15 protein-coding genes are annotated in these 10745 nt (G+C 67.1%); 12 read left to right on the top strand and 3 right to left on the bottom strand.

All coding sequences use genetic code 11. The annotated features are described in order from the left end of the window. Positions 1-643, bottom strand: a 643-nt coding sequence (locus QZ709_RS03025; protein ID WP_294635867.1) for an arginase, incomplete at its 3' end; no start/stop codon positions are given. After that, complete coding sequence (locus QZ709_RS03020; protein ID WP_294635866.1) at positions 640-1737, bottom strand: ornithine cyclodeaminase; 1098 nt, start codon at positions 1735-1737, stop codon at positions 640-642. The genes QZ709_RS03020 and QZ709_RS03025, both read right to left, overlap by 4 nt. A 122-nt stretch (positions 1738-1859) precedes the next feature. On the opposite strand from QZ709_RS03020, the gene QZ709_RS03015 reads away from it, so the two are divergent. Continuing rightward, positions 1860-2285 carry an Lrp/AsnC family transcriptional regulator gene (locus tag QZ709_RS03015; RefSeq protein ID WP_294635870.1) on the top strand — a complete coding sequence of 142 codons (426 nt, stop codon included), beginning with the start codon at positions 1860-1862 and terminating at the stop codon, positions 2283-2285. A gap of 186 nt (positions 2286-2471) precedes the next feature. Beyond that, a complete protein-coding gene (gene nifA / locus QZ709_RS03010; RefSeq protein ID WP_294635865.1) occupies positions 2472-4139 on the top strand; it encodes a nif-specific transcriptional activator NifA in 1668 nt (555 codons plus the stop codon). Between the two features lie 79 nt (positions 4140-4218). On the opposite strand, the gene QZ709_RS03005 is transcribed toward nifA, so the two are convergent. Then, positions 4219-4614: a nitrogen fixation protein NifQ gene (locus QZ709_RS03005; RefSeq protein ID WP_294635864.1), complete on the bottom strand. Its 396-nt coding sequence runs from the start codon at positions 4612-4614 to the stop codon at positions 4219-4221. Positions 4615-4898: 284 nt separating this feature from the next. Here QZ709_RS03005 and nifB point away from each other — a divergent pair, with 284 nt between their 5' ends. Genes nifB through QZ709_RS02955 form a run of 10 tightly spaced genes read left to right on the top strand, consistent with a single transcriptional unit; the run spans position 4899 to position 10703 of the window. Beyond that, on the top strand, positions 4899-6482 hold the full coding sequence (nifB, locus tag QZ709_RS03000; protein WP_294635863.1) for a nitrogenase cofactor biosynthesis protein NifB: 1584 nt from the start codon (positions 4899-4901) through the stop codon (positions 6480-6482). A 56-nt stretch (positions 6483-6538) separates the two neighbouring features. Then, positions 6539-6733: a 4Fe-4S binding protein gene (locus tag QZ709_RS02995; protein ID WP_294635862.1), complete on the top strand. Its 195-nt coding sequence runs from the start codon at positions 6539-6541 to the stop codon at positions 6731-6733. A 14-nt stretch (positions 6734-6747) separates the two neighbouring features. After that, on the top strand, positions 6748-7137 hold the full coding sequence (locus QZ709_RS02990) for an iron-sulfur cluster assembly accessory protein (RefSeq protein ID WP_294635861.1): 390 nt from the start codon (positions 6748-6750) through the stop codon (positions 7135-7137). A gap of 7 nt (positions 7138-7144) precedes the next feature. Beyond that, positions 7145-7924 carry a 4Fe4S-binding leucine-rich repeat protein gene (locus QZ709_RS02985; RefSeq protein WP_294635860.1) on the top strand — a complete coding sequence of 260 codons (780 nt, stop codon included), beginning with the start codon at positions 7145-7147 and terminating at the stop codon, positions 7922-7924. Further along, positions 7917-8252, top strand: coding sequence for a nitrogen fixation protein NifZ (locus tag QZ709_RS02980; protein ID WP_294635859.1), 336 nt, complete (start codon positions 7917-7919; stop codon positions 8250-8252). Before QZ709_RS02985 ends, QZ709_RS02980 begins: the two co-directional genes overlap by 8 nt. A 26-nt stretch (positions 8253-8278) precedes the next feature. Next, positions 8279-8593 (top strand): nitrogen fixation protein NifZ, encoded by a 315-nt coding sequence (locus QZ709_RS02975; RefSeq protein ID WP_366937136.1) that lies wholly within the window; start codon positions 8279-8281, stop codon positions 8591-8593. A 59-nt stretch (positions 8594-8652) separates the two neighbouring features. Then, on the top strand, positions 8653-8994 hold the full coding sequence (locus tag QZ709_RS02970) for a hypothetical protein (RefSeq protein WP_294635858.1): 342 nt from the start codon (positions 8653-8655) through the stop codon (positions 8992-8994). A 27-nt stretch (positions 8995-9021) separates the two neighbouring features. Next, positions 9022-10203 carry a cysteine desulfurase family protein gene (locus tag QZ709_RS02965; RefSeq protein ID WP_294635857.1) on the top strand — a complete coding sequence of 394 codons (1182 nt, stop codon included), beginning with the start codon at positions 9022-9024 and terminating at the stop codon, positions 10201-10203. After that, positions 10200-10418 carry a putative nitrogen fixation protein NifT gene (gene nifT / locus QZ709_RS02960; protein WP_294635856.1) on the top strand — a complete coding sequence of 73 codons (219 nt, stop codon included), beginning with the start codon at positions 10200-10202 and terminating at the stop codon, positions 10416-10418. The genes QZ709_RS02965 and nifT overlap by 4 nt, the downstream gene beginning before the upstream one ends. A 9-nt stretch (positions 10419-10427) precedes the next feature. Beyond that, the gene (locus tag QZ709_RS02955; RefSeq protein ID WP_294635855.1) at positions 10428-10703 is read left to right on the top strand and encodes a hypothetical protein; all 276 of its coding nucleotides are present in this window, start codon (positions 10428-10430) and stop codon (positions 10701-10703) included. Positions 10704-10745 lie beyond the last annotated feature (42 nt).

Below are 10745 nucleotides of genomic sequence, written 5' to 3'. Positions count from 1 at the left end.
CCATGGTGTGGCGCATGCCCATTTCGTCGATGTAGCGCATGTCGAACACCTCGATGCCCGCTTCGTGCACAAAGCGTTTTTCGCCTTCGTCCACGCTGCGGATGCCGATCTGGCGGATGTCGGCGGGCGACAGCGCCGGCACGTGCCCACCGATGTGGGTGAGCTCGGCCGGGCCGTGCCCGCACAGGCAGGCCACCGGCATGCCGTGGATGTTGCCGGTGGGCGTGAGCGCCGCCGTGTTGAAGTCGGCATGGGCATCGAGCCACAGCACGCGCAGCTTGCGTCCGGTGGCGCGACAGTGGCGGGCCACCGCGCTGATCGAGCCGATGCCCAGGCAGTGATCGCCGCCCAGCACGATGGGCAGACGCCCGCCTTGCAACTCGGCAAACACCGCATCGTGCAAAAGCTCATTCCACTTCACCACCTCGGGCAGGTGTCGGAAGCCGTCGACTGCGGGCTCCCAGGGGTTGTCGGGGCCATGCAAATCTCCGGAATCCCGTACATCGAGTCCGAAATGTCGGATGGCCTGGGCGATGCCGGCCACGCGCAGGGCACTGGGGCCCATGCGGGCGCCGATGCTGCCGGCCCCCACGTCGGTGGGAACGCCGATCAGGCTGACGCCCTGGATGTCGGGGTGGATCATGCTGCGTGTCGTGTCGCGGGTTGAGGGGCGGCTGGTGTGCTGCAATCGGCGGGCCCGGCCGCCTCGCCCAGCGCGGCAAAGAGGTTCTTCGGATCCGGCAACTGCGGGATCAGGTCCAGCGGTTCACCGAGCCCATGTCGCCGGGCGGCTTCCTGCAGGAAGCGCAGGGCCGAGAAATCTTCCAGCGCGAAGCCGACGGAGTCAAACAGGGTGATCTCGGCCGGATGCACGCGCCCGGGGGCCTGACCGGTCAGCACGCGCCAGAGTTCGGTCACCGGGAAATCGGCCGGCATCTGCTGCAGGTCACCTTCGATGCGGGTCTGGGGCTCGTACTCCACGAAGACCCGGCTGCGCCGTAGCACGTCGGCGGCCAACTCGGTCTTGCCGGGGCAGTCGCCGCCGACGGCATTGACGTGCATGCCGGGTGCCAGCATGTCCGCGTGCAGGATGGTCGCACGGGTCTTGTCGGCAGTCAGCGTGGTGACGATGTCGGCGCCGAGCACGGCTTCGGCCGCGCTGGTACAGATGACGATGTTCAGGTGATGACCGGCCAGGTTGCGCACCAGCTTGGCGGTGGTCCCGGGGTCGACATCGAACAGGCGCAGTGTGTCGATGCCCAGCAGGTGGTGGAAGGCCAGCGCCTGGAATTCGCTTTGCGCGCCGTTGCCGATGACGGCCATCACGCGGCTGTCGGGCCTGGCCAGGCGGCGCGCGGCGACGATGGAGGTGGCAGCCGTGCGCAGGGCGGTGGTCAACGTCAGTTCGCTGACCAGTTCCGGGGCGCCGGTGGCCACGTCGGCCAGGACGCCGAAGGCCATCACGGTGGGCAGACCGCGTGTGGTGTTGCGCGGGTGCCCGTTCACGTACTTGAAGCTGTAGCGCCGCGCGTCCGAGATCGGCATCAGCTCGATGACGCCATCGTGAGAGTGGCTCGCAACGCGGGCCGATTTATCGAAGGCCGGCCAGCGTTGGAAGTCTTCTTCAATGCACTGGGCGATGCCGGCCAGTGTGCGATCGAGCCCTTCTCTGCGGACCAACTCGCAGACGGCGTGGGCGCTGAGAAAGCGGGTAGGGAGGGCGGTGGAGGGGCGCATGGTGTCGTGCTCCGAGGATGAGCCCAGTGTCGCCAAGGTCCGCGCCAATGAAAATCGCCAAGCCTGTTCAAAAAACGGCGCAGAATTGCCGGTATGACAACGTACGTTGACGTTTTGCCATGATGGACGAGTTGGACCAGCAGATCCTGGCGTTGCTGCGGCAGGACGCGAGGATGAACGTGGCCACCATCGCGGCTCGCCTTGACGTGTCGCGTGGCACGGTGACGAACCGCATCCGCAAGCTGGAGGACGGCGGCGTGATCGTGGGCTACACCGTGAGGCTGCGGCCGGATGCCCAGCCGAACGAGATCCGGGCGTGGATGAGCATTGCGGTGGAAGGCAACGACGTCCGGTCGGTGATTGCAAAACTGCTGGGCGAGCCGGGCGTGGCGACGCTGCACGACACCAATGGCCGCTGGGACCTGCTGGCCGAACTGCGGGCCGAGAACCTGGCCGGTCTGTCCAAGGTGCTGGAGCGAATCCGCCTGATCCGGGGCATCAGCAGCACGGAAACCAGCATCCACCTCGAGACCTACCGTCTGGGCTGAGTGCGATGCGGTTTGATCCTGATCAAACCCCGTCCTGCGCGTCGCGACCTGGGTGTGCTTATTGCAGGCAAGTCGGCCAGTAGCCTTCCCTCGGGCCCGCATGCACAGCTTTCGGCCACATGCTGAGCCACATTGGTGAACTCGGGGCGGGAAGGCCGGGACCCCCACGCGGAAAGGCGACCGCCCATGACTGTTGCGCACCACGACCGGGCAAGCATCGAGCTGATGACCATGTACCAGGTCAGCAAGATCCTGGGTTCTTCGCTCGACATCCACAAGACCTTCCGCGAAGCGCTGAACGTGATGGTCTCCATGATGGGCTGGCGGCGCAGTGCCGTGGTCCTGAACACGGACGACGGCGTGCTGTGCGGCCTGTGTGCCGTGGGCCTGTCGCGCGAGGAAGCGCGGCGCCTCGAGTTCGCCGTGGGCGAAGGCATCGTGGGCCGCGTGTTTGCCAGCGGCATGCCGATGGTGGTGCCTGACATCACCCAGGAGCCGCTGTTCCTCAATCGCACAGGCGCGGCCGATGAGCGCAGCGATGCGCCGATTGCCTACATCGTCACCCCGATCAAGGCCGATCGACGGACGCTGGGCGTGCTGACGATGGATCGGGTCGTGAGCGAGCGCTCGCCCGTGTTTGACGAGGACAGCCGGCTGCTGTCGATGGTGGCCAGCCTGATGGGGCAGAACCTGCTGCTGCACCGCAGCGTGCAGGCCGAGCACGAGCGCTTCACGGACGAGTCGAGGCGCCTGGCCAAGGCGCTCAAACCCACTTACAAGCTGGACACGGCCATCGGCCAATCGTCACGCATGCAGGAGGTGTTCTCAGAGGTGCACCAGGTGGCGCCCTCCCGGACCACGGTACTGCTGCGTGGCGAGAGCGGGACGGGCAAGGAGGTGATCGCCCGCGCGATCCACAACCTCTCGCCCCGGCACGATCAGCCCTTCATCCGCGTGAACTGCGCGGCCCTCACCGAATCGCTGCTCGAGTCGGAACTCTTCGGGCATGAGAAGGGCGCGTTCACCGGCGCTGTCGGCATGCGCAAGGGGCGCTTCGAAATGGCGCACGGCGGCACGCTGTTCCTCGATGAGATCGGCGACATCTCGGCCTCTTTTCAGGCCAAGCTGCTGCGTGTGCTGCAGGAAAAGGAGTTCGAGCGGGTGGGCGGCACGCAGCCCATCCGGGTCGATGTGCGCCTGATCCTGGCCACGAACCGCAGCCTCGAGAAGATGGTGGCCGCTGGCGAGTTCCGTGCCGACCTGTACTACCGCATCAATGTGGTCAGCATCTTCCTGCCGCCGCTGCGTGATCGGCGTGAAGACATCCCGCTGATGGTCGAGCATTTCATCAACCGCTTCAATCGGGAGAACGGCCGCAAGGTGAGGGTGGGGGCCAAGGCCATGAAGGTGCTGACCAGCTGCTATTGGCCCGGCAATGTGCGTGAGCTGGAGAACTGCGTGGAGCGCACGGCCACGATGGCGTTGAACGACGAACTCAGCGACCTGAGTTTTCCTTGTCACGACAACCGATGCCTGACCCAGGTGCTGCACCACATCGAGCGTGAAGATGCGGTTCGCCCGGCAGCGGGCCGATCGGTGAGCATCCCGATCGCGGAGGTGCCCGGGCGTCCGCGCGAAGCCCATGGCCTGGCCGATGGCGATGTGGCCGTGGTGGGCGGGCAGGGTGCCGCAGTGGGTCACGACGACAAGCCGCATGGCGAGCGCGAGCGCCTGATCTGGGCCATGGAGCGCTGTGGCTGGGTGCAGGCCAAGGCCGCGCGCCTGCTCAACATCACCCCTCGTCAGATGGGCTATGCGCTGCAGAAGCACAGCATCGAGGTTCGCAAGTTCTAGAAGTCTGTCATCACGGTTGAAAAAGGGGAGTGTGGGGGGGCTCATGTCATGAGCCCCCTTTTTTTTGATCGTGCGGCACTCAGTCTTCCGGCGCAAAGCAGATGTGCTGTTCGTCACATGCGTCGCAGTGGGGCGAGCGGCACACCGGCACGCTGGCGCGTTCGCACAGTTCGCGGTAGATGAACTTCTTCCAGCGCATCTGGCGATGGTTGCGTGCCTTGAGGGCTGGGAAGTGGCGTTGCATCAGGTCGCCCAGGGCCGCGCGGCTGGGCAGGCCCAGGTCCTCCCACAGGTGGTTGGGGCCCATGCTGGAGGCCGCAATGCGCGCCACCAGCTGCCGGGTCTCGTCGCTGTCGTCCGCAGCGTACTCGGCCAGCAGCGACGCCACGTCCTCCACCTCGTCGTGCAGCATCGGGTGGATCGGCACCTCCGGGGCGAGGGCCTTCACATCGGACAAGGACAGCGATGCGGCCATGAGATTCCTCCTGGTTGACGCTGCGTGTGGAAACAAGAGCTGTGCCAGGCACCGCCGATCGGGCTGCCGCACGGGCGATGCCGACGCGCGTGACATCGCGCTGTCGCCTTTGTCACAACCCTGACAGCCGGCCGCGACACGCGCTGTGTCAAAGGCGCCAAGCCGGACAAGACATTCCCTTTCCTGTGGCGCAAGTCCTTGAATTGAAAGGGAAACGACGGTGGCATGGAACTGGCATTGGGGCCATTCATCCGGGCCATGCGCCCGACAGCCAGGGGATACGAATGGACGCTTCCACTCTTGCACCGACCGCCTTCATCGGCATCGGCCAGATCAAGCCCTTGGGCGCCGCGCCCGAGCCCGCAAGCCACGGGGGGTGCGGCACCACCGGCGGCGAAGGCAAGGCGAGCTGTGGCTCATCCGATGGGCCACAGGACATGCCGGCCGAGATCTGGGAGAAGGTCAAGAACCATCCCTGCTACTCCGAAGAGGCCCATCACCACTATGCGCGGATGCACGTGGCCGTGGCCCCTGCCTGCAACATCCAGTGCAACTACTGCAATCGCAAGTACGACTGCAGCAACGAGTCGCGTCCCGGCGTGGTGAGCCAGAAGCTCACGCCCGACCAGGCGGTCAAGAAAGTGCTGGCGGTGGCCAGCGAGATCCCGCAGATGACGGTGCTGGGCATTGCCGGCCCGGGTGACAGCCTCGCCAACCCGAAGAAGACCTTCGACACGATGCGCATGCTGCACGAGCAGGCGCCCGACATCAAGCTCTGCCTGTCCACCAACGGGTTGGCCTTGCCCGATCTGGTCGACGAAATCGTGAAGTACAACATCGATCACGTCACCATCACGATCAACATGGTCGACCCCGCCGTGGGCGAGAAGATCTATCCCTGGATCTTCTACAACCACCGGCGCATCACGGGCTACGAGGCCGCGAAGATCCTGCACGAGCGGCAGATGCTGGGCCTCGAGATGCTGACAGCACGGGGCGTGCTCACCAAGATCAACTCGGTGCTCATCCCCGGCGTCAACGACCACCACATGATGGAGGTCAACCGCGAGGTCAAGAAGCGCGGCGCCTTCCTGCACAACATCATGCCGCTCATCTCCGAGCCCGAGCATGGCACCTACTTCGGCCTGAATGGGCAGCGCGGGCCCACCGCGCAGGAGCTGAAGGCCGTGCAGGATGCCTGCGCGGGCGGCGCCAACCTGATGCGCCACTGCCGCCAGTGCCGTGCCGATGCGGTGGGCCTGCTGGGCGAGGACCGCTCGGAAGAGTTCACGCTGGACAAGATCGAAGAGATGGAGGTGGTCTACGACCTCGACAAGCGCCGCAGCTACCAGGAGCAGGTCGAGGCCGAACGCCAGCAGCAGCATGCAGCCAAGCTGGACGCGCTGGCCTCGGCCCAGGCCTCGATGCCGGAGGTCGATGCCGACATGAAGGTGCTGATTGCCGTGGCCACCGAAGGGCATGGCCGGGTCAACCAGCACTTCGGCCATGCCACCGAGTTCCAGATCTTCGAGGTCAGCCGGGATCAGGCCGTGTTCATCGGCCACCGCCGCGTGGACCTGTACTGCCAGGGCGGCTATGGCGAAGACGAGCAGCTGCCGTCCATCGTCAAGGCCATCAACGACTGCCACGCTGTGCTGGTTTCCAAGATCGGGGCCTGCCCGCGCGACGAACTGAAGGCGGCCGGCATCGAGCCGGTGGACCAGTACGCCCACGAGTTCATCGAGAAAGCGGCTTTGAGCTGGTTTGCCGATTACGCCGGCCGCGTGGGCCGGGGCGAGGTCGCTCACCAGCCGCGGGGCGATGCCTCGATCCGCCAGGGCGCTTTCACGTCCGAAGCCGCTGCCTGATTCACCCGGCGGGGCCCCACCCCGCATCCTGCCCCTTGTCCCGAAGGAGAACCACCATGCCACTGAAGATCATCGCCTCCACCTGCACCGGCTGCTCGGCCTGCGAGCCGGAATGCCCGAACGTCGCCATCAGCGAAAAGGGTGGCGTCTTCAAGATCGATCCGTCCAAGTGCACCGAGTGCGAGGGGCAGTTCGATGCGCCGCAGTGCGTTTCCGTCTGCCCCGTGGACGGCTGCATCGTCCAGGCCTGAAAAGGAAAGCCGCCATGTTGCCCAACTGGACCGTGTCCCCCGCCGCCGAGAAGTTCATCCGCCGCATGGTGATGTTCTCCGGCCTGCCGACCACCGCCGGCTTCCGGCTCACCGTCACCCCGGGTGGCTGCTCCGGCTACAACGCCGCGTTCTCGGTGGAGGCGGAGCCTGCCCCGGGTGACCGGGTGGCCAGCGTGAACGGCCTCAAGGTCTTCATGCCGTCGGAGACCTGCCTGCTGCTCGATGGCGTCATCGTCGATTTCGCCGACACGCCGACCCAGTCCGGCCTGACCTTCACGAACCCGAGTGCCGCGCCGTGTGCCTGTAGCAGCGCCGACACGGGTGCGCCGTCGGTGGCGCGGGTCGAGGTGGGCGCCATCAAGCTTCACGGCCATCGGCACTGAGCGTCCCATGATGGCGGCCACACGCGCACCGGCTGGCGACATCGCCGCCCTGGACTGGCGGGGGCAGCCCATCGACTGCGGGGCGTGTCCTCACGAGCACCTGAAGGCCTCCGGTGGCTGCGAGATCGGGCATGCCTGCATGCAGGACGCATATGCGCGGCGCATCGATCGCTTCTTCCGCTGGCATCGCGAACTGGCGGGCGGTGAGTTGGGACACCCGTACTTCGAGGTGCGCGCCATTGCGGCGCGCTACGCCGAGGTCTTCCTGTTGCCCGCCCTGATCGGCGACCCGGACGAAACCGTGCGCCTGCAGGTGGCCTTGCGTCTGCCTCAGCGCATGCTGCAGCGCCTGCGCGACGACCCGCATCGCGAGGTGCGCATCCGTGTGGCCCAGCGGCTGGATCCGGAACAGCTGCCCAGCATGGCGGGCGACGAGGACTATGGCGTGCGCCAGTGTGTGGCCCGGCGTCTGCCGCCTGCCATGCTGACCCTGTTGATGGCCGACCCCGAAAGCCTGGTGCGACAGGAAGTGGCACGCCGGCTCGACATGCCGCTGCTGCTGTCCATGGCAGACGACCCGGCCGCGGAGGTGCGTCAGATCGTGGCCGCGCGCCTGCCGGTCGGCTTGCTGGGGCGCCTGGCCCGGGATGAAGACCTGCGGGTGCGGTGGGAAGTCGGGCAGCGCGCCGGACGGGACTTGTTGCGGACGATGCAGGACGATGCCGACAGCGCCGTGCGGGCGCTGGTGGCACAGCGCCTGGGTACCTCAGGAGGGGAGCATGGCTGACATCAACCGCGATGACGACGTGATCGAGCTGGCCGATCCGCCTCGCTTCACCTTCGGTGAGCGTGTCGTGAGCCGCACGACGATCCGCAACGACGGCACGTTCACCGGCAAGGACATTGGCGAGGTCCTGGTGAAGAAGGGCGACATCGGCTACGTCGTGTCGATCGGCACCTTTCTGCAGCAGTTCTACATCTACGCCGTCGAGTTCACCGAGCACGGCTACCGCGTCGGCATGCGGGCGAAAGAGCTGATGACGCTCGACCATCTGCCTGAAGAGATCCTGGCCCAGTTGGGCGACAAGGCCGAGAGCCTGCGCGCGCTGCGCTAGTGCTTCCCACCGCATCGGAGACCCACATGATGATCGAACCCCGTGAAGCCCGCTACCAGTGGGGACAGGCCGTGGTGGCCCTGGAAGACCTGCTCAACGACGGCAGCCATCCCGAGCATGCGCCGGATGCCGTGATCGTCGAGACCGGCAGCGAGGGCCGCATTGTCCAGATCGGCCACCATGAGTCGTCCAACCAGCCGGTCTACATGGTCGAATTCGGCGAGCGGGTGGTGGGCTGCATGGAAGAAGAAATCATGTTGCTGGCCGAACTGCACGAGATGATCGATGAGGCCCGCGGAGCGTCGTCAAGGCCTGCTGTGCAGGGCTCGGTGGCGCCATGAGCCTGGCCCGCCCCCCCGCACGGCGCCGTCCTCCTCGCGCCAGCCGACCGAGTCGAAGCATGAGCCAGCGTCACAACGGCCCTGCGGCGATGGTGTTCGACCTCGTGCGGGTCCGCATCGAACGGGCCCTGAGGGACCGGGTGCGCTACCGCTATGTGCACCCCCTGGTGCAGCGTGTGGACGAGGGCTACCTTGTCACCAGCCCCTGTTGCTCGCGCAACGTCGACCCGGAGGGCGGCGTCATCGACATCGCCCGGATCGAGCCGCTCGATGGCGGCGGCTGGCTGCTGTGTGCCCGTGACCACGTGGCGGCCCGTTGGGTGCAGCACGACGAGGCCCCCCTGCTGGAGCCGCTTCTGGACATGCTGTGCCAGGACCCGGACCGGGTTTTCTGGCCTTGAGCCTCGGCGGCATCGGAGACCACGGTGATGACGCCCGGCCCCATCTACCTCGACCACAACGCGACGACGCCGCCCAGCGCGGCCGTGGTCGACGCCATGCTGTCGCACATGACGCGGACGTGGGCCAATGCCTCGTCGCAGCATGAAGCCGGGCAGGCGGCCAGGGTGGCGCTGGGGCAGGCGAGGGCACGGGTGGCGCGCATGCTGAACTGTCGACCGAATGAGGTCGTGTTCACCAGCGGGGCCACCGAAGCCAACCACATGGCCCTGCGGGGCGCGGTCGGATTCAACGGCCGAGGCGCGCTGGTGGCCAGTGCGGGCGAGCATGCCGGGGTGTTGAAGCTGCTGAGTCAGCTCCAGGCTGACGCCGTGCCGGTGGCCCGCATCGGCCTGCGGGCAGATGGACAGCTGGACCTGGACCAGGCGCGCGCGCTGATCTCGGATGCCGTGTCGCTGGTGTCGGTGATGGCCGCCAACAACGAGACCGGCGTGCTCATGCCCATCGGCGAGCTGGCCCGGCTGGCTCACGCGGCTGGCGCCCTGCTGCATGTCGATGCCACGCAGCTGGTGGGCAAGCTGCCCTTTGATTTCGCGGCATCGGGGGCGGATCTGGTGTCGGTCTCGGCCCACAAGTTCCACGGCCCGAAGGGCATCGGGGCGCTGCTGGTGCGGCAGGGCCTGAACTGGCCCGCCCTGTTTCCCGGCGCACAGGAGCGGGGCCGTCGGGCTGGAACCGAGAACCTGCCGGGGGTGGCCGGCTTCGCCGCAGCGGCCGAGGCGCTGACGCTGAGCCCCGAGGTGTGGCTGGCCCGTGCCAGTGGCATGGCGCACCTGCGTGACCGGCTCGAGGCCGGTCTGCAGCGCGCGCTGCCCGGGGTGGTGGTTTACGGCGCCACCGCGCCGCGCCTGCCCAACACCAGCTACCTGCGGGTGGGGCGACTGCATGCGGACCAGGTGCTGGCACAGCTCGATCGCCTGGGCGTCATGGCGTCGTCCGGATCCGCGTGCTCGGCCGGGGGGCTGGCTGCATCACCGGTGCTGACGGCCATGGGCGTTCCCCGCGACGAGGCCGTTTGTGCCGTGCGCTTCAGCCTGTCCGCCGACACCACCGCGTCCGAGGTCGATCACGTGCTGAGCCACCTCCCTGGCGCCCTCATGCCGCTGATGGCGGCATCCGATCCCGTTTCCCCACCAGGAGTTTTCGCATGAAAGTCATGATCCGCAAGGACGGCCGCGGCGTGCTGTCGGCCTATGTCCCGAAGAAGGACCTGGAGGAGCCCATCGTGTCGATGGAGCGCCCCGAGATGTGGGGCGGCACGGTCACGCTGGCCAACGGCTGGCAGCTCGGCCTGCCGGAGATGGCCGCGGGCACGACCCTGCCGATCACGGTCGAGGCCCGGCGGCTGTCGTCGGGTGACGAGTAGGAGCAGGCCATGGCCCTCACGGCAGACCAGTTGAACGAAGCCGCCGACATCGTCGCCCGGTCCGACAGTGTGCGTGCGGCCGCCGCGCAATTGCGTGCGCGCTTCGCCCCACTGCGCGCCCTCGTGGTGGACGCGGACGACCTCCGTGGCGAGACGCCGGTGCGCGAGGTGGCGCTGGAACAGGGCGGGGCGCGTGCCCTGCACCTGATGGCCACCGACGGGCATTGCTGGGTGGTCACCCAGGATCCTTGCCAGGCGTCCGCCCTGGTGCTGTCTCAGGCCTGACAGGTTCTTCGAGCCACATCTTTCAGCTTTCACACAGGTGCC

It is taken from the genome of uncultured Aquabacterium sp. (assembly GCF_913773725.1).
Lineage (GTDB): Bacteria > Pseudomonadota > Gammaproteobacteria > Burkholderiales > Burkholderiaceae_C > Aquabacterium.
The sequence above is the reverse complement of the archived record's forward strand: the minus strand, read 5'-3'. Positions and strand labels throughout refer to the sequence as shown.

Bases quoted from the DNA above. Each gene is read 5' to 3' on its own strand.
- QZ709_RS03020 (WP_294635866.1), bottom strand. From the start codon at position 1,737: ATGCGCCCCTCCACCGCCCTCCCTACCCGCTTTCTCAGCGCCCACGCC.
- QZ709_RS03015 (WP_294635870.1), top strand. From the start codon at position 1,860: ATGGACGAGTTGGACCAGCAGATCCTGGCGTTGCTGCGGCAGGACGCG.
- nifA (WP_294635865.1), top strand. From the start codon at position 2,472: ATGACTGTTGCGCACCACGACCGGGCAAGCATCGAGCTGATGACCATG.
- QZ709_RS03005 (WP_294635864.1), bottom strand. From the start codon at position 4,614: ATGGCCGCATCGCTGTCCTTGTCCGATGTGAAGGCCCTCGCCCCGGAG.
- nifB (WP_294635863.1), top strand. From the start codon at position 4,899: ATGGACGCTTCCACTCTTGCACCGACCGCCTTCATCGGCATCGGCCAG.
- QZ709_RS02995 (WP_294635862.1), top strand. From the start codon at position 6,539: ATGCCACTGAAGATCATCGCCTCCACCTGCACCGGCTGCTCGGCCTGC.
- QZ709_RS02990 (WP_294635861.1), top strand. From the start codon at position 6,748: ATGTTGCCCAACTGGACCGTGTCCCCCGCCGCCGAGAAGTTCATCCGC.
- QZ709_RS02985 (WP_294635860.1), top strand. From the start codon at position 7,145: ATGATGGCGGCCACACGCGCACCGGCTGGCGACATCGCCGCCCTGGAC.
- QZ709_RS02980 (WP_294635859.1), top strand. From the start codon at position 7,917: ATGGCTGACATCAACCGCGATGACGACGTGATCGAGCTGGCCGATCCG.
- QZ709_RS02975 (WP_366937136.1), top strand. From the start codon at position 8,279: ATGATGATCGAACCCCGTGAAGCCCGCTACCAGTGGGGACAGGCCGTG.
- QZ709_RS02970 (WP_294635858.1), top strand. From the start codon at position 8,653: ATGAGCCAGCGTCACAACGGCCCTGCGGCGATGGTGTTCGACCTCGTG.
- QZ709_RS02965 (WP_294635857.1), top strand. From the start codon at position 9,022: ATGACGCCCGGCCCCATCTACCTCGACCACAACGCGACGACGCCGCCC.
- nifT (WP_294635856.1), top strand. From the start codon at position 10,200: ATGAAAGTCATGATCCGCAAGGACGGCCGCGGCGTGCTGTCGGCCTAT.
- QZ709_RS02955 (WP_294635855.1), top strand. From the start codon at position 10,428: ATGGCCCTCACGGCAGACCAGTTGAACGAAGCCGCCGACATCGTCGCC.